Genomic DNA, 22,650 nt, shown 5'->3' on the forward strand with positions numbered 1-22,650 from the left:
GGCGATATCGCCCGGTTTTCCCGGTTGATTTGGGCTATTCATTTCATTTTGAAATTCAATAATATCACAAACAGGAGAGTGTAAATGTTTGGTTTCCAGGGTGGCGAAACAGCCGAAGCCGTGACCCGCAAAAAGGGTTACCTCAGGGATGCGCAGAAGCATTGGAAATTCCTGACGCATTATGATCTTTCGACGATCCGGACCAAGGGGCAGTTTTGCAATATGATCAAAGTCCGCGCCAGCCTGTCCGAAGAGCAGGCGACAAAGGATGTCGATGCGTGGATGGCAGGCAAGGTTTTTTGATCGCACGGGGGTGATCGATGCCCGGTATGGCCGGATCAATGCCGGATGATGGGCTCGTCCTGATCAAGGTAGCCGACCTGAAAATCGGCAAGGGCGATCAGCTTTTCAAGATTGTTGAAATGCACGATCCCCTTCTGGAAGGTCATCAGATCCTGTTCGCGCAATTGGCGCAGTACACGATTGATATGGATCGCGCTTAGGCCCAAGGCATCGGCCAGAAGGTATTGTGACAGCGGGCAGGGGTAGCTGTTTGGGGTGCCGACCCCGATCAGATTCAATCTGGTCCCCAGTTCCAGCAGGAAGTGGGCCGTGCGCACAATCGCAGACCGGCGGCCGATATTTACCAGATGTTCGACAACCATCGCCTCATCGCGCGACGCTGCCCAGAGAATGGCACTTGCCAGACGGGGGGATTTCGCGAAGGTGGATTTCATGTTCTGGGCTGATATTTCAGCGATTGTGATTTCGGTTATCGCTTCGAAGCTGTGATCCGAGGTCCGCAGCAACAGGCTGCGCAGGCCGAGGAAGTCGCCAGGAATTTGAAAATCGATGATCTGGCGCGTGCCATCGGGCAGCAGTTTGTAAGACGCGACCCAGCCATCAAGCAGGATAAAGGCATTGTGTGCCCGCTGTCCTTCGTGAACAATTTCGCGCCCGGCGGAAAGTGTGATCAATCTGTGTGGTAGCGAAGAAAATGTAGAAATTTCATTATCGGTCAGATCGATGAAAGATTTCAGCTTTTTAACAACAAATTTTGTAGACGAAATCATGTGTTTTTCTTTCATGACAAAATAATAAAAATTATTATGCCAATATTTTCAAAATCCTGATCTGTGTTTACGCTGGTTGTGAAACATGATGATAAATCTTTTGGTCATATTTCGCAAGATAGATGCGATAAATTCAAGATTATTTAAAGGATAAATAAAATGGATGATCAATACAGCGTTCAAGGTGCTGCTGCCCTTTCGATTTGCGAGTCTCTCTTGCTTTGTCTGGGAGATATGGGCCTTATGACGGACAAGGATGTTATCGGTATTCTTGAAGATGCGGCCAGCGCGCATGTCACCGGCGAACCCGGGGTGGAAGTGGACGGCCATCATCAGGCCGTTCATGATCTGATCAAAGCAATCATCAAAGGTGGCAATTCGGTACGGCATCCCGCTTAGTCGGGCGTAACGGTTTTCGGCAAATGCTTTTCAGGCGGAAATATTCAATATCCCGACATGAAGGGGCGGAGATTCTGCATCGCGCAAAATCCCGCCCTTTTTTGTGATGCGTTTCGATGTCTGTGACATTGAAGGTCGTCAATGTTGTCAGATCTTATTTGTGCGCTTTATCGGAAACTTTTGTTTCCGGGGTGCCTTTGGGGACCTCGATCTGGCCAAAAAGGGACTGGGTCATTGCGATGATGGTGTTGGTCTGATCGGCGAATGCGGCATTGGTGTCTTTTAGCCAGGTTTGCTGCGCATCCATCAGGTCCGACCAATCCGTGCATTCCTGACACGTCTGGTAAAGCTGTACATTGGCCTTGATCCGGCCTGCGACAAATTCCCCAAGCTTTGCAGGAACGACCTGCATGCTATTGGCGATGGCTTCGGAATTGTTTTTAACCGTCGATGCAAGCGGTCCGTTAAAAACTTCGAGAAGGGGCGCGGGAATTGAGGTGGCCGTTTTGTCGGCTTCGACAGTTTTCTGTGTCATGCGCGTGTGCCTTAAACAAGGCTCGACGGAACTTCCGCCAAGCTATCGAAAGGTTTAGCACATGGGGCATCCGGGCTAGCTAACACGGGTTAGTTTTGCCGGGTTTCTTTTGGCAAAAACAAAGGCGCAAGGCTGCTTTCAGGCATCCTTGCGCCGATGTGAAATGCTATTTGGCGGGGGTTATGGCACCACACGCCGCAGGCGTCGGGCTTCGGCCTTTTCAGTGTCGATCAGGCCGCGATAGGCATGCCAGCTTGAATAGCCCAGAAGCGGCATCATGACCGCAAGACCCAGCAGGAAGACCACCATGCCACACGCCGCCATGACCGCAATCATGGCTGCCCACCCGGTCAGCACCCGCCAGTTTTTGCGAAACGCCGCAACACTTATGATCAGGGCGGTGATCACATCGATATCGCGATCCACCAGAAGCGGGATCGAGACGACCGTAATGGCAAACACCATCATCGCCAGCACACCGCCAAGGATGGTGCCGGTAATCAGGAAGGTGATGGCATCGCGCGAGAAGAAGGTTTCCCATACCAGCACATCAAGCGACGGGACCGAGCCATTGTAAAACAGCGCAAATAACAGCATGGCAATACGCGTCCAGGCCAGAAAGAACAGCATCAGGACGACGCCAATCGCGCCAAGCTGACCCGGATTGCGACGGAAACCGTTCAGGCTGTGCCACAGGGTGACATTTTCACCCATTTCAAGGCGGCGGCTGGTTTCATAAAGGCCAACGGCAATCACCGGTGCCAGAAGCATGAAACCGGCACCCAGCGGCAGGGTCAGATAGGGCTGACCCGATTGGAACAGGCTGAGTAGAATAAGATAACCGGCAATGACGCAAAGCCCGCCATAGGCAAGACCGATGGCGGGGGTACGTTTGAAATCGCGCCAGCCTGCTTCAAGCCATTTGCCGGACTGGTCACTTGTGACATCGCGGATGGCAATGCCTTGCGGAAGCCCGCCGATGGAACCTGTTGGTTGTTCGATTGTGGTTTCGGACATCTGCATCCTCCCTGCACCCTGTTGATCAGAATTGATCAAGGTGGCTGATACACAGGCTCAACGCCCTGATGGTGTGTTCTTTTTTGTTTATAGTATCACTTCGCAAAACAATTGCCAGTATCGGCTGTGTTCAATAGCACAGGTTTTTCATATGAGGATGCGGGGGCAGTTTTCCATAGGGGATGCTTGATTACCGCTGGTCTTGCTCACAAATTCATAGGTGAACCGGTAAAAGGGAAATGCGCGTACCGAAAACGTGCGGAAATGGTATCATCAACCAACTTATTGCCATTTTCTGTTGCGACGAGCGGTACGAGCCATATGCTACTGAGATAAATACAACATCGCACCGCGCAAACATGTCTGTTTCAGCGGTGCCGAGCAAAAAGCGGAGCCGGACTGTTGAAAAAGATCCTTGCCGTGATTGGCGCCATTCTGGTTGTGATCATCGCTGCCCTGTTGGTCATTCCTTCCCTGATTGACTGGAACGGTTACAAGCCACAGATCACCCAGGCAGTGCGTGAAGCAACCGGTCGCGATCTTGAAATTCGCGGCGATCTTTCGATGTCCGTTCTGCCGTTCCCGGCATTGTCGGTCGAGCAGGTGACGCTTGGCAACCTGCCCGGCGCGCAGGATCCCGACATGGTGTCGGTCAAGGAAGTCCGGGTTTCTGTCGCCCTGATGCCGCTTCTGACCGGCAATGTGCAGGTGACCGAGATCAGCCTGATTGATCCGGTGATTTCCATCGAGACATTTGAAGACGGCAGCAACAATCTGGTGTTTGATCCGGCACAGGCCGCACCAAGCGGGCCGGATGCCGGCACGATCACGACACCGCCATCCGCCTCCCCGGCACCGAATGGTGAACAGGCGGCACCCGATGCACAATCGGGCGGAAGCGACGGCGGATCATCCGATTTTGCCAGCACGATCCAGATTGACCGTCTGGAAATCGAAAATGCGACAATCCTTTATCACACACCGGGCAGCACGGAGCGGATCGAGGGGCTGACGCTTGGCGTTTCGGCCGACAGCCTGAAGGGGCCGGCAAAGGGCGAGGGATATGTTTTCTATCGCGGGATTCCGCTGACGTTTAATTTCAATGTCGGCGAAATCAGCCAGACCGGCCCGTTCCCGGTCGGCATGCAGATTGGCATCGACAAGGTCGATGGCGGTATCAATTTAAGCGGTCAGGTTGATCTTTCGGCGGAATATCCGGGCTTTAACGGCCAGATTGACGGCAAGTTTGATGATCTGCGCGAAGCGGCCCTTCGGATTGCAGGCGAAGGTGCCGATATTCCCGATATCGCCGCCAAGCCGTTCAATCTGGGCGGGCAGGTTGCCGCCAACGCCAAATCGGTCACGGTTAATGACCTGTCGATCCGATTTGGTGAAACCCGTGGATCGGGGGCAATTGCGATTGATCAGGACCCGAAAATGCGGGCCGATGTGGCGCTGCGTTTCAATCAGCTTGATCTTGATTCAATCCTTGTGCTGACGCATATGGGCGATGGTGCCAATCCGGACACGGGTGCGGGCAGCACGGGCGACAGCGGCATGGCGACCCCGGAAAATGGATCGGCGGGCGATGCTGGTGGGCAATCCATTCCGTCGCAGGGGGATAAGACATCGGGGGCGGCCAATGGTCCGATGATCCCGGCTGATCTGACGGCATCGATTGATTTCGAAGTTGAAACCCTGATCTATAACCAGACGCCGGTGCATAATGCGCGGATCAATGCCGCGATTGCCAACAGCAAGATCACATTGAACGAAGTTTCCGCCGGTTTGCCGGGGGGGACGGATTTCTCGGTGTTTGGCAGCATTTCGGGCGAAGGTCCGAAGCCGAGTGCGGCCCTTTCCTATGAGATGGCATCGGAAAACATTCGCGCGGTTGCGCGCTGGCTTGGGGTGGATGTTAATGGCATCCGGGCGGACCGGTTGCGTCGTTTCTCGTTGACCGGTGGGGTCAAGGGAACACCTGACAAGCTTGATATTTCCGATCTGGATATGCGGATTGATGATACGGCCATTCGCGGTGCCATCGTCGCCAATCTGAGCGGCGAGGGGCTTCCGGCACTTGGTATTGGTCTTAAGCTTGATCGTATCAATCTGGATCAGTATGTTTCGGCAGCACCAGCCGCCGGAAATGGCGATGCGGCAAGCCCAGCGGGCAACGATTCCGCAACAACGGATTCCGGCACGGCAGCGAACGGTTCGGATGCGGCCCCGTCGTCGGGACCCGCGGCGGGCGGTGATGCCATGGTCAGGATGATCAAGGATGCGCTGGCGCCGCTTGATGGTGTTGCGGCCAATTATCGGTTGGCGGCTGATGAAATCATTTCATCGGGTGTGTCGATCAAGGGCATTTCGATTGATGGCAGCCTGAGCGGTTCGCAGATCACGCTGAACAATTTTGCAGTGGCCGATGCGGCCGGGCTTTCGGCAAGTGCCAGCGGTGTGTTCCGTGGCGATGTGGCTGTTCCGGCATTCGAGGGGATCAAGCTTAAAGTCACGGCCAAAACGCTGGTGCCGTTGGCGAAGCTGACGGGTATGACGCTTCCGGCACCGGCCAGCGAATATAAAAGCATTCAGGCCAATATCGGGCTGAATGGCCCGGTGACCGGCCCGAACCTTGATCTTGATGTATCCAACCCGTTGATGCAGGTGGCATTGAACGGGGTGCTGAGCGACCTGTTCGGGGCAACACCGGGCATCGATGGCAAACTTGCGATGCAGGCATCAAGCCTGAACCGTGTGTTGCCGTTGCTGGCACCGACCTATGAGCCGTCGGGCAATCTGGGGCGTCTGGTTCTGGACAGCACGGTCAAGGGCAATGCCAAGAATATCGCGCTTGATATCGCGAAGTTCGGGATCGGTCCGTTTGAAACCAGGGGTGACGTTGATTTCGACGCCACCGGGGCGCAGCCGAAACTGGCCGTGGCCCTGTCGGGCGGGGTATTGAATGTTGATCCGTTCGTGCCTGCGGCAAAACGGGCCGGACTGATGCCCGAAGGCGGTAGCGGTGCGCGCCGGGCGGCTTTCAATATGCCGACCACGATGAAGGTTACGACTGTTGATGCCCGTGACGGCACGCCGTGGGATGATACGGTGATTGATGTGTCGGCCCTGCGGTCGATTGATGCCGATATCACGGTCGCACTTGATCAGCTTGATTTCGATACCTACAGCCTTGTGAAGCCGGACCTTAAGGCGACACTCGTGACCGGGCTTCTGACCATTCAGAAATTCACCGGCCTTCTGGGCGATGGTGATCTGTCGATTGATGGCACGTTTGATGCGCGTAATTCCGATACGCCGAAGCTGGCCCTTAAAGGCAATCTTGATGGTGCCGATATCGCCAAACTGGCCCCGATCCGGGTTGCCAATGACATGGTGATCGGCGGGGCGGCGACCAGGTTCGATGTGAATGCATCGGGCAATACATCGCGCAAGCTGGTCAGTGCGTTGAATGGCACGGCGAACCTTGTTCTGAATAATGTCCGGTTCAGCAATGCCGATAAACGGTCTGCTGATCCGAAGCTGAACATCCAGGCATTGTTGCAGCAGGGCCCGCAGGCGATGGTGGTTGAAGGGGTCGGTAACAACGATCTGGTTCAGACCCTTGAAGCCGACATTGCCATCACCAACGGGATTGCCAAAACCACCCGTGTGGAAGCGACATCGCGTGTGGGGACGGCGGATGCCGATGCGACCCTTGATCTGCCGAAATGGCAGATGGATACACAGGCCGATTTCGATTTTTCCGAGAAAATCGAAGAATTGCCGCCATTTAGTGTTTACGCCAAGGGCAATATCAGCAACCCGGCGATTACCGGCCGCATGGACAAGGTCGCGATCAAGGTTCTGGATAATATCCTTGATAAGGCACTGGGCGGGAGTGGTTCATCCGATAACGGATCGGGAAGTTCGGGCAAGGATGCGGCCAAGGATGCGGCCAAGGATGTTCTGAAAGGGCTTCTGAACCAGTTCGGTCGATAGCTTTTCACAACTGTTCCAAACGTAAAACGGCCCTGCAGTGCGGGGCCGTTTTGCTATTGGCGGGATGCGGTCGGGACATGGCTGTCATAAAAAGGCAAAAAAACCTTAACAAACCGGGTTTGCTTCGACATGATCCGCGCGTCGATTCCCTTTTTAAGTAACGGTTGATCATGGTCGCAAAGAAAACCGCTCTGGATAAGGATCTCAAATGGCAGCGCCGCATGGATGCGGGTGCCGGAGAGACTGCCTCCCTGAGTGCGAAGCTCGGACTTGCGCTTGTCTTTCTTTTGGCGTGCAGCGCCTTTGTCGCCTTTCACATGGGCGGCCTGCCGCAAAGCGGATTTCTGATCGCCGCTGCGGTGATCGGCGGTTACATGGCACTGAATATCGGTGCAAATGACGTGGCCAACAATGTTGGTCCGGCGGTTGGTTCAAAGGCGCTGACCATGGTTGGCGCCCTTTTGATTGCAGCCGTGTTTGAAGCAGCCGGGGCGATTATCGCCGGTGGCGATGTTGTCGGCACGATCAAGAACGGCATTATCGACCCGACCCAGATGCCCGATGCACAGACCTTTGTCTGGGCGATGATGGCGGCCCTTCTGGCGGCTGCCCTTTGGCTTAACCTTGCTACATGGCTGGGCGCGCCGGTATCGACCACCCATTCCATCGTTGGCGGTGTGATGGGGGCGGGGATGGCAGCCGTCGGCATTGGCGCGGTCAATTGGCCGACCATGGGCACGATTGCCGCAAGTTGGGTGATTTCACCGGTTCTGGGTGGCGTGATCGCAGCCGCGTTCCTTGCCTTTATCAAGTTCAAGATTCTGTATACCGAAAATTGCGTCGAAGCGGCTCGCAAATGGGTGCCGATTTTGGTCGGTGTGATGGTATCGGCCTTCACCATGTATCTGATGATGAAGGGGATCAAAAAGATCTGGGCTGCTGATACGTGGCAGGTCATTGTTATCGGTATCGCAGCCTTTTTCGTCACCCTGTTGCCGACCCGCAAGGCCGTGCTGCATGCGTCGCGTAACATGACCGGGCGGCGCAAGGAAATCGCATCGCTGTTTCGCATTCCGCTGGTCGTGTCCGCAGCCCTTCTGTCATTCGCGCATGGATCAAACGATGTGGCGAATGCCATTGGACCGTTGGCCGCCATCGTTTCGGGTGTTGATAGCGGCGAGATCGTGACATCGGCCCCGATCCCGATCTGGGTGATGGTGATTGGGGCGATTGGTATTTCTGCCGGTCTGATCCTGTTCGGGCCGAAACTGATCAAGACGGTCGGATCGAAAATCACCAAGCTTGATCCGATCCGGGCCTATACCGTGGCGCTGTCGGCGGCATTGACGGTGATTGTGGCATCCGCGCTGGGTCTTCCGGTCAGTTCGACCCATATTGCGGTCGGTGCGGTGTTTGGGGTCGGGTTTCTGCGTGAAACGCTAAGCCATCGTCGCCGGATGGATAGTGCGCCGATGCTGGTCGGTGCGGAACAGGAAAGTGACGAACAGAAACAGCATATCGAAGCCCTGCGCCAGCTTGACCCGGCACAGGCCGAAAAGGCCGAGAAGAAACTGCGCAAGCGGTTGCTGGTGCGGCGTCGGTATGCGGTGACGATTGCGACCGCGTGGGTGATCACGGTTCCGGCCGGGGCGTTCCTTGGCGCGTTGCTGTTTTTCACCATTCGCGGGATCATGCTTTAATTCCGTCGGAATTAGGCGCAGAATTGACGTTTCGCGGCACGGTGCTCCTCCTTTTCCCCGGAGCAGCTTGTGGCGATCTGCAGCGGCGGTCAGGCTTTGTCTGACCGCCGTTTTTCCTTGACGCCTGGGGCCTGCAAGCGTAATTACCCCAACCATAATTTGGATAAAACCCGTGCCGAATCGTCGCCCAATCAAAGTGGGCCGCGAGATTTCCTATGCGTGCGTTCTGCTTTTGGTCAGGATTTTGGTTAAGGAAAAACGATGAAAGCCATCATTATTGGCGTTCTGGCAATGGCCGTGACGGTTGTTGCATCGAACATTCTGGTTGAATATCCGCTGCCGGGCGTTTTGGCCGATTGGCTGACTTATGGGGCGTTTACCTATCCGGTGGCGTTTCTGGTGACCGATCTGACCAACCGCGCACGCGGGGCAGCGGCGGCACGCCTTGTCGTGCTGGCCGGGTTTGCGATTGCGGTTGTTCTGTCGTTGATCGTTGCCGATACGCGTATTGCGATTGCATCGGGCACGGCGTTTCTGATTGCGCAGATGCTTGACGTGACGGTGTTTGACAGGCTGCGCCGGGCGGTCTGGTGGAAAGCCCCGCTGATTTCATCGGGGATCGGGTCGGCAGTGGATACGGCCTTGTTCTTTTCCATCGCGTTTGTCGGTACCGGGCTTCCGTGGCATACATGGGCGATGGGCGATTTCAGCGCCAAGATCATCATGGCGCTGACCTGTCTGGCACCGTTCCGTTTGCTGATGGCAATCATTACCCCGCGCCTGAATATCGAACCGGCAAAAGGGTGATGCAGGGCTGATATTCCGACGCGATGCCTTGAGGTTTTGCAAAGGGGGGCGGTATAAGGCGCCCCTCTGATTTTTTCTGATAATTGCAGGTTTTGTTTTTCTGATGAAAGTCGATCTGTTCGATTTCGATCTGCCGCGTGAGTGCATTGCCGAACATCCGGCCAACCCGCGTGACAGTGCCCGCATGCTTGATCTGACGGGCGGGCAGACGCATGACCGCATCGTTCGTGAATTGCCCGAAATCCTGCGGCCCGGTGATCTTCTGATTTCCAATGATACCCGCGTGATCCCGGCGCGCCTGTTTGGCAAGCGCGGGGATGCGGGCATTGAAGTGACCCTGCACAAGCAGGAAGGTCTTGCGCAATGGCGCGCCTTTGCCAAACCGGCCAAGAAGCTGCGCGTTGGGGAAACCTTCAAGGTCGCCGATGATTTCGAAGCCGAGGTCATGGAAAAGAAAGACGGCGGCGAGGTGTTGCTGCGCTTTAACGTTGCCGGGGCTGATCTGATTGCCGCGCTTGAAAAATATGGCGTGATGCCGTTGCCACCCTATATCCGGCGCGACAAGGGTGGGGATCATCAGGACAGATCGGATTATCAGACGATTTTCGCCCAGCATGACGGCGCGGTGGCAGCCCCGACGGCAGGTTTGCATTTTACCCCGGAATTGCTGGCAGCGATTGATGCGCGCGGCATTGCGCGGCGCACGATCACGCTTCATGTCGGGGCGGGCACGTTTTTGCCGGTCAAGGTGGATGATACCGAAGACCACAAAATGCACGCCGAATGGGGCAGCATATCGCCCGAAATCGCCAGCCTGATCAATGAAACGCGCGCCAAGGGCGGGCGGGTTGTTGCGGTGGGCACCACGTCGCTTCGGTTGCTTGAAAGTGCAGCGCGCGAGGACGGGGTGGTTGAACCGTTCGAGAACGAGACCGACATCTTTATCACGCCGGGCTATAAATTCCGGGCAGTGGATATGCTGCTGACCAATTTCCATCTGCCACGGTCAACACTTTTCATGCTGGTATCGGCCTTTGCCGGGTTTGAGCGCATGAAGGCGGCCTATGGCCACGCGATTGAAAACAAGTACCGTTTCTATTCCTATGGCGATTGCAGCCTGCTTGAATGCGCCAGCAAGATTGAAAAAAGCTGATGACTGAATTCCGTTATGAACTTCTGGCGACCGACGGCAAGGCCCGTCTCGGCCGCATTCATACCGCCCACGGCGTGATCGATACCCCGGCCTTCATGCCGGTTGGCACGGCTGCCACGGTCAAGGGCATGTTGCCGGAAAATGTCGCCGATACGGGTGCGCAAATCCTTTTGGGCAATACATACCACCTGATGCTGCGCCCCGGTGCGGAACGCATTGCACGCCTTGGCGGTTTGCACAAATTCATGAATTGGGACAAGCCGATCCTGACCGATAGCGGCGGGTATCAGGTGATGTCGTTATCCAAGCTGCGCAAGATTACCGAAGACGGTGTTACGTTCAAAAGCCATATCGACGGGCGCAAATTTGCCCTGTCGCCGGAACGTTCGATGGAAATCCAGCATCTGCTGGGATCGACGATTACCATGGCGTTTGACGAATGCACCCCGTTCCCGGCGACCGAACAGCAGGCCGCAGATTCCATGCGCATGTCGATGCGCTGGGCCAAACGGTCCAAGGATGCGTTTGTCGAGCGCGAAGGCTATGCGCTTTATGGCATTCAGCAGGGCAGCGTTTTTGAAAATCTGCGGCGAGAAAGTTCCGAAAAGCTGGCCGAGCTTGATTTGCCGGGCCATTCGGTCGGCGGTCTTGCAGTTGGCGAGGGCCAGCAGATCATGTTTGATACGCTTGATTTCTGTGTCGATATGCTACCCGCCAACAAGCCCCGTTACCTGATGGGGGTTGGCAAGCCATCGGACCTTGTGGGCGCGGTGATGCGCGGGATTGACCAGTTTGATTGCGTTTTGCCGACCCGGTCGGGCCGCAATGCGCAGGCCTTTACCCATCGCGGCACGCTGAACCTTAAAAACGGGCGGCATCGCGATGATGACCGTCCGCTGGATGATCAATGCAATTGCCCGGCCTGCACCAAATATTCGCGCGCCTATCTGCATCACCTGATCAAGGCGGGGGAGATTTTGGGCGCGGTTCTGCTGACCTGGCATAACCTTGCCTATTATCAGGATCTGATGCGTGGCATGCGCGAGGCCATTGCCGCGGGCCGCATGGAACAGTTCGCCCGTGATTTTTATGCAGGCCAGGAAGGCGGGGATATTGATCCCGTGCCGATCATCGAGGATTAATCACATGGCTGATCAAACCATTTACGACAACCTGACTATGCTGGGCGGCACCACCGAACAGCCCGCCAGCCCGGATGAAGCGGTTCTTGAACGGGTGCAGAACCCGCAGGCCGGAACCGATTACTGCGTGCGGTTTGTCGCACCGGAATTCACATCGCTTTGCCCGATTACCGGTCAGCCGGATTTTGCCCATCTGGTGATTGACTATGTGCCGGGGGATTGGCTGGTGGAAAGCAAGTCGCTGAAGCTGTTTCTGACGTCGTTTCGCAATCATGGATCATTCCACGAGGATTGCACGGTCAAGGTCGGCAAACGGATTGCCGATATGATTGATCCGAAATGGCTCCGCATCGGCGGATACTGGTATCCGCGCGGCGGCATTCCGATTGACGTGTTTTACCAGACCGGCCCGGCCCCCGACGGGGTGTGGATCCCCGATCAGGGTGTTGCGCCCTATCGCGGGCGTGGCTAGTAGCTGGGCTCACCGGAATTGATGCGAAATCAAGGGCTGCTGTCGGGAAACCGGTGGCAGCCTTTTGTTTTGGGGCATTACCGGTATGTATAGTTATTAACAATGCGAATTATTCTCATTGTTTTGGGTTTTGGTTCTTGCTAATAGACGGGCGGGCAGGATGACCTGCGACACTTGGCAACGATATGTTTGGGCAAGGCCATGGCGCGCAACAGCGCATCGGTTCTGATCGCAAGCTTTCAGGAAAATTACGAACAGCTTTTCCGGTTTCTGACCCGAAAGCTGGGCGGGGACCATGAACGCGCAGCCGATGTGGTGCAGGATACCTATGTGCGGCTTGCCGATGCCCCCGATCAGGGCGACGTGATCGACAATCCGCGTGCCTATATCTATCGGGTGGCCGGGAACCTTGCAATTGACGGGATCAGGCGGGAAAAACGCATCACCGCCCATCACGATATGGACGAGGATACCAACGCGATCCACGATCCCAAACCCGGCCCGGAAAACATCGTGCTGGATCGCGAACAGATTTTACTGCTTGATAAAGCATTGGAAAAGCTGCCAGAAAAGCCACGTATGGCGTTGCTGATGTTTCGGGTCGACGGGTTGTCACACAGTGAAATTGCCGCGCGTCTTGGCGTATCAAACAGCATGGTCGCGAAATATATCGTGCGCGCCCTGCAACATTGCCGTGACGAGCTTCTGCGCGAGGGCGAAAAATAATGGCAAAAATCATTGTAGATTTGCCCATGCCCAAACGTCTTAACAATATGGGCCATGCATTGGTGGCCGTGCGGGACCATTTTCGGGGTATCGGGTTTTGAAGACCGGGTTATCGGATCAGCAACCAGCCAGCAGGCCATTGACCGCCGATCTTGGCGATCAGGCGATTGAATGGCTGGTGATGCTGCAATCAGGCGATGCCACGTCGCGCGATCATGCGGCCTTTGCCGACTGGTGCGCGCAAAGCCCCGATCACGCCCGTGCCGCGGCCGAGGCCCAAAGCCTTTTTGCCGCCATCGGTCAAACCAAAGTCGCGCAGCAATGGCAGGAAAATCCCGACATTCAGAACGAGATCGGCAGTTTCCGATCCCCCGCGCCGGGGGCCGCAGCGCCCCGCAGACAACGTAGGCTGCAACCGGCACGAAGCCGGGCAGTTTGGCTCCGGCCCGGACGCCTTGCCATTGCGGGGGCAATGATTTGCGCCTTGATGCTGGCGATCTTTGGCGGGTTGGAAGCAACCGGGCCGATTGCGCGCTGGACATCGGATTACAGCACGGCCATCGGGCAGCAGCGGGTGGTGACGCTGCCCGATGGATCGATTGCACACATGAACACTGCATCGGCCCTTTCCGTTGATTTTTCCGGCCCACGCCGCGAAATCCGCCTTGAAGCGGGCGAAGTGATTTTTGACGTGGCAAAGGATGCCGATCATCCGTTTATTGTTTCCGCCAATGGCGGGGCGGCGCGCGCGGTTGGCACGGTTTACGGGGTGCGGCTTGAGGACGGTGGGGCGAATGTCACCGTGCGCGAAGGCATTGTCGAAGTGACCCGTGGCGACAGTGAGCCGGTGCGGATCACCGTCGGGCAGCAGGCGCATTATGACACCGATGGTGGATTGAGAAAGATTACGGATGCCGATCTTGCGGCCTATGGCAGTTGGCAGCGCGGTAAGCTTATTTTCAATCAGCGGACGCTTTCGGATGTGATGGCGGAACTGCAACGCTACCAGCCGGGCAGGATCGTTGTGGCGCGCGATACGTTGCGCGACCTTAAGGTTACGGGTGTGTTCGAAACGACTGACCTTGATGCGGTTTTTGCCTCTATCGCGCAAACGACATCCGCACGCGTTACCCGGTTGCCGTTGCTGACGATCATCTATTGATCCTTCTGGCGAAGGCCACGGGTTCCGGGCTTTTTCCCGATCTGAAAATTTTTTGAATTTTTTACTGCAAATCACGTTAGCCGGTTTCGTCTCAGAAATAACAGCGAATGATTTCGGTTCTTAATTTCATTCGCATTGGGGTTTCTGACGAAAAGGCTTATGGAATGAATACAAACGTTTGTGTGGCCCGGCGGATGATGCTGATGGGCTGGAAACGCCGTCTTGCGGTAACCACGGTGATTTCCGGCGTTGTTGCTATTGCACCGTTTTGTGCGACGGCGGCCGATATTGCCGCGTCGCGCGACAATGCCGAAATCGCACAGGCGAGCGTGATTGATTTCAACATCCCGGCACAGGACCTTGATCGGGCTCTGACCAGCCTTGCCGATCAGGCAGGCGTGCGTCTGTTCTTTCCGTCCGGCGGAATTTCCGGTGTTCAGGCATCCGCCCTTCAGGGGGAAATGACGGTTGATCAGGCGCTGGGCCAGCTTCTGAGCGGGACGGGTTATACGTGGCGCTTTACCGAGGATAACACGGTCACGATTGAACAGATCGCCGCCAGTGGTGAAACGGTGCTTGATCCGGTGCGGGTCGAAGCCAATGCGGTCACCGAAACCGCAGATGGCCCGGTGGACGGCTATGTCGCGACCCGGTCGCGTGCGGCGACCAAAACCGGCACACCGATCCTTGAAACAGCGCAAAGCATTAGCGTGGTGACCAAGGAGCAGATGGAAGATCAGGGATCGCAGACGGTGATGCAGGCGATGCGCTATACCCCCGGTGCCTTCACCGGCCAGGTCGGTGCGTCAAACCGGTACGATTACATTATCCTGCGCGGCCTGGTGGATCGCAGCATCGATAATATCTATCTCGATGGCCTGAAAACCATGAGCGATGATTCGACCTATAGCTCGATGCAGATCGATCCCTATTTCGTCGAACGTGCCGATGTGGTCAAAGGACCGGCATCGGTGCTTTATGGTCGCAGTTCGCCCGGTGGTCTTGTGGCACTATCAAGCAAGAAACCGCAATTCGAACAGCAGGGCGAGGTCGAACTTTCCTATGGCAATCGCAATCAGCGCGGGGTCGGTTTTGATTTCACCGGTCCGCTGGACGAGGCAGGCAAGCTTGCCTATCGCGTTGTTGGCAAGGCGGACGCCTCCGACACCCAGTTCGAAGGTACTGAAGAAGAACGTTATGCCATTGCCCCGTCGCTGACCGCCAATATCAGCGATGATACGCGCCTGACCCTGTCGGGTTATTTCCAGAAAGACCCGGAAGGCGGCACCCATAATGGCCTGCCGTCCGAAGGCACGCTTTTCCCGCGTAACGGCCAGTATATCTCGAACACTTTCTTTGACGGTGATCCGGCATTGGAAAGTTATGAGCGTACCCAGAACATGGTTGGTTACGAGTTTGAACATGATTTCGACGATACCTGGACGGTGCGCCAGAACTTCCGCTTCCTTGATGCCGATGTGCATCTTGACCAGATTTACCAGACGGGCTGGAGCGGTACCTCGAACGAGTTGACGCGAACCTATGGTGGCGGGGATGAAAGCCTTCGCGCCTTTACGGTGGATAACCAGGCCGAAGCCAATTTTGCCACCGGTGGCGTTGATCATAAGGTTGTGATGGGTTTTGATTATCAGGACCGCAAAAGCGAAAACAAATGGCTGTTTACCGGGGCATCGAACATTGATGCCTTCAATCCGGTCTATGGCAGCCCCGGGGTTGCTTTGGGAACAATCACCAACAGCAACAGCCGGTCCCTTGAACAGGCCGGGCTTTATGCCGAAGATCAGCTGGCATATGAAAACTGGCGTTTCTCGCTGGGTCTTCGGCAGGATTGGCTGGAAACCAGCAACCTGAACCGTTTGACCAATGTTGAACAGGGTGAAGACCGCAGCAAGCTGACCAAACGTGCCGGGGTTCTTTATCTGTTTGATAACGGCATCGCGCCCTATTTCAATTATTCGGAATCCTTCAATCCCAGCCTGTCGAGTGACGCATCGGGCAAGCCGCTGGAGCCGACCGAAGGTACGCAATATGAAGTCGGCGTAAAATTCCAGCCTGAAGGCAGCAAAACGATGCTGAGTGCGGCGGCATTCCATATCGAACAGGAAAACGTTGCGGTTTATAACAACCTGACAACGGCATGGGAGCCGGTTGGAACGATTGAGTCCCAAGGTATTGAGCTTGAGGCACGCACCGAACTGACCGATAATCTTAGCGTGCTGGCCGGTTACACTTATACCGATGCGTCCTTTGATGCGCCGGGGTCAGTCAAGGATGGCAATCGCCCGCAGCAGGTGCCCGAACATATGGTGTCGCTTTGGGGGCATTACCGCTTTGATCAGGGGGCGCTTGACGGGCTCGGCATCGGGGCGGGTATCCGCTATGTCGGTGAAACGGCTGCGAATGAGGCCAACACCCTTATGGTTCCGGACTACACGCTGGTTGATGTCGTGCTGAACTATGATCTGGCGCAGGTTGGCATGAACAATGCCGATTTCCGGCTGAATGTGAATAACCTGATGGACGAGGAATATGTCGCGTCCTGTCTGATTACGCAGTGGTCGGATAACTGTTATTATGGCGAGGAACGCACAATTCTGGCGACGCTGCGATATCGCTTCTGATTTCGCCCGGTGTCGACTTAAAGGCCGCAGCCATGTGCTGCGGTCTTTTGCGTTTCGGCGACAAACCTATATAAGGCAGCACAGAGAGAGAAAACGACCCAGATGTTTTGCCATGACGGTTGCTGCTGCCATCACCCTTGAAAGCCTTCAGGCCAAAGCCCGTGAAATCGGCTTTGATGTCTGTGGCGTGGCGCGCCCGCAGATTGACGAACGCAATCAGGCGCGGCTCGATGAATTTGTCGCCGCTGCCGAATATGGCACCATGGACTGGATGAATGACCCGGAACGGCTGCCGCGCCGTCGCGATCCGAAAATGCTGTGGCCGGATGTCAAATCCGTCATTGTTCTGGGTTCCAACTATGGCCCTGCGGAAAATCCGCTAACCCTTCTGGATCATCCCGACCGGGCGATGATTTCGGTCTATGCCAGAAACCGCGACTATCACGATCTGATCAAGAAACGCCTCAAACAGCTTGCGCGCTGGATGATGGAACAGGCGCAGAAAGCGGGTGCTGATGGCGAACAGGTCAAGGTGTTTGTCGATACCGCTCCGGTGCTGGAAAAGCCGTTGGGGCAGGCCGCCGGGATTGGTTGGCAGGGGAAGCATACCAATCTTGTGTCGCGCGAATACGGCAGCTGGCTGTTTCTGGGCGAGGTTTTCACGACGCTTGAATTTGATCTGGCGGCGCCGGAAATCGATCATTGCGGGTCGTGCGACAAATGCCTTTCGGCCTGCCCGACCGATGCGTTTCCGGGGCCCTACAAACTTGATGCGCGCAAATGCATTTCGTATCTGACGATCGAGCATGACGGCTTGATCCCGCCCCAGTTTCGACGCGCCATGGGCAACCGGATTTATGGCTGTGACGATTGTCTGGCGGTATGCCCGTGGAACAAGTTTGCCAGCCGGACACAGGAAATGGCCTTTATCCCGCGCGCCGAACTGACCGCGCCAAGGCTTGCCGATTTCCTTGATCTGGATGACGAGACATTTCGCAGTTTCTTTACCGGATCGCCGATCAAGCGGATCGGGCGGGCGAAGTTTTTGCGCAATGTTCTGACGGCGGTGGGCAATAGCGGGGCGGTCAATCTTGTGCCACATGTCGAGAGCCTTTTGACCGACGAAAGCCCGCTTGTGCGCGGATCGGCGGTCTGGGCGCTGTCGCAATTGATGGATGGCAAGGCGTTTGACGCCCTGCGATCCCGTCATGAACGCATGGAAAGTGATCCGGTGGTGCTGGCGGAATGGGCGCGCCCCGCGCCGTGATCCTAGTCGAACGGCACTGTTTCATAATGATAGCGCACATTGCCCGACGGATCGGTCAGTACGATGCCGAACATCGGCTTTAACGGGGCGCGTTCAACCAGTTCTTCTTCCTTTTCATGGCGCATGTCGAGAGGCTCGCCCTTCTGGCTGCTGCCACCGACATTGAACGGAATACCCTGCCAGATGCCGTTGCAGGGACGGTGCAGGTGGCCAAGGAAGATGTGCCTGATCTGCGGATGGTCTTTGACGATGACGGCCAGTTCGACGTCTGCATCCATCCGGATCGAGTCAAGGAACGGCAGGCCCATATCAAGCGGCGGGTGATGCATGAACAGGAAGGTTGGCAGGTCTTGGTGGTCTGCCAGTTCGTGTTTCAGCCAGTCAAGCCGGGCGTCGCACAATGTGCCGTGATGGGCATCGGGGACGATGGTATCGAGCATCACAAAGCGGATGCCGCCGATTGTCTGACCATGATTGATAAAGCCGTTTTCATCGCGCGGCGTATCGGGAAAGGCGGCGAGCATCGGTTCGCGGATATCGTGATTGCCGGGGATCATGATGAACGGCATGGCAAGGGTCGCGAACAGTTCGACCGCGTGGTCATATTGTTCCGGGCGGCCATGATGGGTGATGTCGCCGGTAATCACGCAGATCGTTGCATCGCTATGATATTCATTGATTTCGGCAATGACGGCACGCAGCGTATCACCCGCATGTGGTGGGCGCGAAAGGTCATCACGGGCCAGCAGATGCGTATCGGAAAGATGTATGAATTTCATAGGGATGCCTTATCATGATCGGGTGACGCCACCGGCACGATGATCGAGTTGCCGAGGATTGGGAAGATATACAGGCCGATGAGCAGCGACGTTCGCAAAAGATCTGTGACAATTGCCGGACACCGGACGAGTTTCTCGCTTGAAGATGCATTCTGGTCCGAACTTCAGGGCATCGCAACACGGCGCGACATGGCAATTGCCGAACTGGTTGCCGAGGTTGACGAAGGCCGCGACGGCAACCTTTCAAGCGCCTTGCGGTTATATGTGCTGGCGGATTTGCAGGGGCGGTTGGGGCGGGATCGTGACCCTGATATGCCATCGGGTCACGAAGAAGCAACGGAAGATCAATAAATGTGTGGACTGGCAGGGGCGACAGCCAGCGGGGAGCAACCACGTGTTCACGCAGCACTGAATGCACTTGTCCATCGGGGGCCGGATGGTGAAGGGTGTTGGTCTGATCCCGCAGGTGGGGTAACGCTTGGCGTGCGTCGGCTGATCACGACCGATCCGGGGGCTGCGGCAAATCAGCCCCTGATTTCACCCGATGGCCGGTTTGTTCTGGCGTTTAACGGTTATATTGCCGGGCATCGGCGGCGTATTTTGTCTTTGCGTGAAAAAGGTTCCGTCGTTGAAAGCGACAGTGATGCGGCGCTGGTTCTGGCGGTTCTTGGCAATGCCCTGCGTGATGGTGGTGATCCTGCCAAACCGCTTGGCGATCTTTCCGGGCAGTATGCCTTTGCGCTTTGGGATTGCGCCTTGCGGCAGCTTTGGCTGGGGCGTGATCCGGTCGGGATAAAGCCGCTTTATTTTGCGGGGTACGGCAGTGGGAATGTGGCTTTCGTGTCGGAAATTGCCGCCCTGCGATGCATCGTACCGGCCATGCCGGACCAGAATGTTTTTCCGCATTATCTTGCACATCTGTTTGTCCCGGCACCGGCGACCGGCTTTGCCAATATCCGGCAGTTACGGCCGGGGGAGCTGATCTGCTGGCAGGATGGGACCTTTGACAGTCGGGTCATTCAGCCGACCGCCTGCCATCAAGTTCGCGGGGATAACATAGTGGCCGACCTGCGCGGGGCCATTCGCCAGTCCGTCGCGGATGCGATGGATGCGGATCGGGATGTTGGTCTGCTGTTGTCCGGTGGGATGGATAGCGGTGCAATTGCCGCGATGGCATCAGACGTTGCACGTGAACGCGGGCAAAAGCCGCCACCGGGATTTGTCATGCAGTTCCGCGATGCCGGGATGGATGAAACACCACGTGCGCGGCAATTGGCAAAACATCTGGGGACGGAGCTGCATGTCGTCGTGGCACCTGACGGGCCCGAAGAAATTCTGGCGCATCTGAATGATGGCCTGCGGGCTTTTGGGTCGCCCTTTGGCAATCCGTCGGTTGTTTTGATGCAGGCGCTTGGTGCGGCGGTATCAAGGCACGTGCCGATCTGTCTGGCAGGGGATGGCGGGGATGAGCTGTTTGGGGGCTATCCGCGCTATCAGGCGGCCGCGATATTCGGCGCGTGGCAGTCTGTTCCGGGTTTCATCCGACGAAAGATGGCAGGCAATATTGCCCGGTTGCTGCCGCGCGGGGGGGCGCGGTTTGTTCGGGGCGGGCAGGGCGACGCACAAAGGGCGTTTCAATACTGGAATGATCGTTGTGGATTGGCGGAATTGGGCGCGCGGTTAGTGGTACCCGAAGATTTGTCAGAAGGTGATTTGTGCGATCAGATGATGGCGTTTGACCGACGGGTGACATTGCCGGGCAATCAGCTTGCGATGTCGGACCGGTGTGGCATGGCGTACGGGCTGGAATGCCGGGTGCCATTGCTTGGCCATGAGGTGATGGCAATTGCCAAAAGTGTTTTGGCACAGGGGCATCTGCGTGGCGGGGCCAAGTCGTTATTGCGTGCGGCCATCGCGCCGATGATGCCGGATGGTCACCTGAGCTCAGCTAAAGTCGGGTTCAATCCGCCGGTGGCTGACTGGCTGGCGAAGCTTGGGGGGCTTTTGTGGGGGCGCGAGGCCCGGATTATCGAGATGCTGTTTGCCGATCTGCCGATACGGGATCGCACGCGGCAGGATTACTGGCGCAGGGCAACACGGCATGGCGAGCAGGATATGGCGCTTGGCCTTTGGGCGCTAATCGTATGGCGGATCTGGCAGATGCATCTTGCAACGGATCGCCGGGCAGAGATCATGCGTGCAAAAGGCAGCGTAGATGGATCGATAAAGGCAGTGGTTCAGGAAAAAACGGTGCCCAAGGCCGCGATATGAAAATCGTGCATTTGGTTTGGGCTGGGGGCTTGGACTGAGGTTTTTGACGAGGTTTGGGGCTCAGTCCTTAATTCTGCCTCAAGCCTAAGCTTGGCCCCGGCCTCGGCAATAGGTGTGCCCGGGGTGGCGAGAGTTGTCGTGGGGGCAGGCTATTGAGGCCCTTGCGGATTGCCCCAGCCGCGTGAACGGCGATAAAGATTAAGCGCGGTCAGGGCCGTTGGTGCCAGTTGCACCACCTGGCGTGACAGGGCAAGGATGCGGCCTTCGTCGATATCGTCTTCTTCAAAGAAATTCTGTGTGACCCCGCACAAATCGGAAAGCTGGCGCAAGCCAAAGGTGCCCGAGGTGCTTTTGAGCACATGGACTTCGTCCCGGACGGTTGCGAGGTCGTCATTTGACAGCGCGTTGTCAATTTTGACCAGACGGGTTTCGGTTTCATTGATGAAAAGGTCGATACCGCATGATGCGCCTTCGTCCCCGGCGTCGGCATAAAGCTGTTCGAGGGTGCGGATATCAAGCACCGGGCTTGAAGGCGGATCAAGGCGTTCCGGGCGGGTGATGCGTGCCCCCTTGGATCGCAATACCGGCGGCGGCGAAAGGCGCGGGGCGGAAGCCGCACCCTCCGGGGACCGGCTGATGAGGTCGCGGATGGTATCAAGCAGCTTGGCGCGCTGGATCGGTTTGTTGATAAATTCATCAACCCCGGACTGACGCGCAATGACGTTCCAGTCGCGCGACTGGTGAGCAGACAAGGCAATGATGGGGGTATGGGCAACCGGCCCCTGCATGTGGCGGATGCGGCGCGTCGTATGCAATCCGTCCATATCGGGCATTTCAACATCCATCAGGATCAGATCGGCCGTCACCCCGCGACGCAGCATGTTCAGCACGGTCTGCCCGTTGGTGGCCTCGACAATGCCGTATCCTTCGGCTTGCAGGATGCGGCGCGCGACCATGCGGTTGCTTTCGCTGTCATCGGCGATGATCACGGTACCGATTTTACTGTCATTGGCCGATGCCGGAAGGGCAATCGGGTGGGGATGCTCCGCCTGCGGCTTGACGAAGCAGACGGAAATCATTCCGCCATCGGCAAGCTCGGTCTCGGAAAACAGCAGGTCTTCCTCAGCAACGCCGGTAATCAGCTGTTCCCATGCCGGGTTCGCATAGATGATCCGTTCATTGCTGTCAAAAAGAGCGATGCCCGCACTTGTCTGTGCCAGTGCATCGATGATCTGATTATTCATTGGCCACCTTATCGATTCGGTGCCCAGTCCCACATCGCGAATGTAGATTTATATCTTTATATGAAACGTAAACGTTCCTGCCGCGAATTTGGTATTGTTACATCTTTTTCTTATAAGTCCATGGTTTTTACCAATTGCAGCCTTAAGGGGTACTGCGGCCATGAAACATTTTGCGAAACAAGCGTTTCATTAAGTCATGTAATTGAAACATTCGTTGCAAATCCGGTGGCGCTGTGGCGTAGTTTTCCGATCAATTGAT

19 protein-coding genes are annotated in these 22,650 nt (G+C 56.3%); 14 read left to right on the forward strand and 5 right to left on the reverse strand.

Going from position 1 to position 22,650, the window contains the following annotated elements:
* Positions 1 to 84: 84 nt before the first annotated feature.
* Positions 85 to 303 carry a hypothetical protein gene (locus tag SMB34_RS18225; RefSeq protein ID WP_007089687.1) on the forward strand — a complete coding sequence of 73 codons (219 nt, stop codon included), beginning with the start codon at positions 85 to 87 and terminating at the stop codon, positions 301 to 303.
* A gap of 35 nt (positions 304 to 338) precedes the next feature.
* Here SMB34_RS18225 and SMB34_RS18230 read toward each other — a convergent pair whose 3' ends face one another.
* Positions 339 to 1,073 carry a Crp/Fnr family transcriptional regulator gene (locus SMB34_RS18230; RefSeq protein ID WP_037992278.1) on the reverse strand — a complete coding sequence of 245 codons (735 nt, stop codon included), beginning with the start codon at positions 1,071 to 1,073 and terminating at the stop codon, positions 339 to 341.
* 159 nt (positions 1,074 to 1,232) lie between these two features.
* Between SMB34_RS18230 and SMB34_RS18235 the strand changes: the two genes are divergently transcribed.
* Entirely contained in the window at positions 1,233 to 1,472 is a 240-nt protein-coding gene (locus SMB34_RS18235; RefSeq protein WP_007089685.1) for a hypothetical protein, read from the forward strand.
* A 154-nt stretch (positions 1,473 to 1,626) separates the two neighbouring features.
* Here SMB34_RS18235 and SMB34_RS18240 read toward each other — a convergent pair whose 3' ends face one another.
* Together SMB34_RS18240 and SMB34_RS18245 are read right to left on the reverse strand one after the other, a co-directional pair.
* Positions 1,627 to 2,007 carry a hypothetical protein gene (locus tag SMB34_RS18240; protein WP_007089684.1) on the reverse strand — a complete coding sequence of 127 codons (381 nt, stop codon included), beginning with the start codon at positions 2,005 to 2,007 and terminating at the stop codon, positions 1,627 to 1,629.
* A 180-nt stretch (positions 2,008 to 2,187) separates the two neighbouring features.
* Positions 2,188 to 3,024, reverse strand: a complete 837-nt coding sequence (locus tag SMB34_RS18245; RefSeq protein ID WP_007089683.1) for a DUF2189 domain-containing protein — start codon at positions 3,022 to 3,024, stop codon at positions 2,188 to 2,190.
* A gap of 402 nt (positions 3,025 to 3,426) precedes the next feature.
* On the opposite strand from SMB34_RS18245, the gene SMB34_RS18250 reads away from it, so the two are divergent.
* The 10 genes from SMB34_RS18250 to queG all read left to right on the forward strand — a co-directional run bounded on the left by SMB34_RS18250 (position 3,427) and on the right by queG (position 18,097).
* Positions 3,427 to 7,026, forward strand: a complete 3,600-nt coding sequence (locus SMB34_RS18250) for an AsmA family protein (RefSeq protein ID WP_037992210.1) — start codon at positions 3,427 to 3,429, stop codon at positions 7,024 to 7,026.
* Positions 7,027 to 7,196: 170 nt separating this feature from the next.
* On the forward strand, positions 7,197 to 8,726 hold the full coding sequence (locus SMB34_RS18255) for an inorganic phosphate transporter (protein ID WP_007089681.1): 1,530 nt from the start codon (positions 7,197 to 7,199) through the stop codon (positions 8,724 to 8,726).
* A gap of 261 nt (positions 8,727 to 8,987) precedes the next feature.
* Positions 8,988 to 9,533 (forward strand): queuosine precursor transporter, encoded by a 546-nt coding sequence (locus SMB34_RS18260; protein WP_037992212.1) that lies wholly within the window; start codon positions 8,988 to 8,990, stop codon positions 9,531 to 9,533.
* Between the two features lie 103 nt (positions 9,534 to 9,636).
* The gene (queA, locus tag SMB34_RS18265) at positions 9,637 to 10,686 is read left to right on the forward strand and encodes a tRNA preQ1(34) S-adenosylmethionine ribosyltransferase-isomerase QueA (RefSeq protein ID WP_037992213.1); all 1,050 of its coding nucleotides are present in this window, start codon (positions 9,637 to 9,639) and stop codon (positions 10,684 to 10,686) included.
* Positions 10,686 to 11,828 carry a tRNA guanosine(34) transglycosylase Tgt gene (tgt, locus tag SMB34_RS18270; RefSeq protein WP_037992215.1) on the forward strand — a complete coding sequence of 381 codons (1,143 nt, stop codon included), beginning with the start codon at positions 10,686 to 10,688 and terminating at the stop codon, positions 11,826 to 11,828. Before queA ends, tgt begins: the two co-directional genes overlap by 1 nt.
* 4 nt (positions 11,829 to 11,832) lie before the next feature.
* Positions 11,833 to 12,300 (forward strand): preQ(1) synthase, encoded by a 468-nt coding sequence (queF, locus tag SMB34_RS18275; RefSeq protein ID WP_037992216.1) that lies wholly within the window; start codon positions 11,833 to 11,835, stop codon positions 12,298 to 12,300.
* Positions 12,301 to 12,501: 201 nt separating this feature from the next.
* Positions 12,502 to 13,026: an RNA polymerase sigma factor gene (locus SMB34_RS18280; protein WP_037992217.1), complete on the forward strand. Its 525-nt coding sequence runs from the start codon at positions 12,502 to 12,504 to the stop codon at positions 13,024 to 13,026.
* Positions 13,027 to 13,123: 97 nt separating this feature from the next.
* Positions 13,124 to 14,188, forward strand: coding sequence for a FecR family protein (locus SMB34_RS18285; protein WP_051682412.1), 1,065 nt, complete (start codon positions 13,124 to 13,126; stop codon positions 14,186 to 14,188).
* 164 nt (positions 14,189 to 14,352) lie between these two features.
* Positions 14,353 to 16,830, forward strand: a complete 2,478-nt coding sequence (locus tag SMB34_RS18290; RefSeq protein ID WP_051682416.1) for a TonB-dependent siderophore receptor — start codon at positions 14,353 to 14,355, stop codon at positions 16,828 to 16,830.
* Positions 16,831 to 16,942: 112 nt separating this feature from the next.
* Complete coding sequence (queG, locus tag SMB34_RS18295; protein ID WP_037992219.1) at positions 16,943 to 18,097, forward strand: tRNA epoxyqueuosine(34) reductase QueG; 1,155 nt, start codon at positions 16,943 to 16,945, stop codon at positions 18,095 to 18,097.
* A gap of 2 nt (positions 18,098 to 18,099) precedes the next feature.
* Here queG and SMB34_RS18300 read toward each other — a convergent pair whose 3' ends face one another.
* Positions 18,100 to 18,876: a phosphodiesterase gene (locus tag SMB34_RS18300; protein WP_037992220.1), complete on the reverse strand. Its 777-nt coding sequence runs from the start codon at positions 18,874 to 18,876 to the stop codon at positions 18,100 to 18,102.
* A gap of 78 nt (positions 18,877 to 18,954) precedes the next feature.
* Between SMB34_RS18300 and SMB34_RS18305 the strand changes: the two genes are divergently transcribed.
* Positions 18,955 to 19,227, forward strand: coding sequence for a ribbon-helix-helix domain-containing protein (locus SMB34_RS18305; RefSeq protein ID WP_037992222.1), 273 nt, complete (start codon positions 18,955 to 18,957; stop codon positions 19,225 to 19,227).
* Positions 19,228 to 21,147: an asparagine synthetase B family protein gene (locus tag SMB34_RS18310; RefSeq protein WP_037992223.1), complete on the forward strand. Its 1,920-nt coding sequence runs from the start codon at positions 19,228 to 19,230 to the stop codon at positions 21,145 to 21,147.
* Between the two features lie 149 nt (positions 21,148 to 21,296).
* On the opposite strand, the gene SMB34_RS18315 is transcribed toward SMB34_RS18310, so the two are convergent.
* The gene (locus SMB34_RS18315) at positions 21,297 to 22,391 is read right to left on the reverse strand and encodes a response regulator (RefSeq protein WP_037992224.1); all 1,095 of its coding nucleotides are present in this window, start codon (positions 22,389 to 22,391) and stop codon (positions 21,297 to 21,299) included.
* Between the last annotated feature and the right edge of the window lie 259 nt (positions 22,392 to 22,650).

The organism is Thalassospira permensis NBRC 106175, from assembly GCF_000714555.1.
Taxonomy (GTDB): Bacteria; Pseudomonadota; Alphaproteobacteria; order Rhodospirillales; family Thalassospiraceae; genus Thalassospira; species Thalassospira xiamenensis.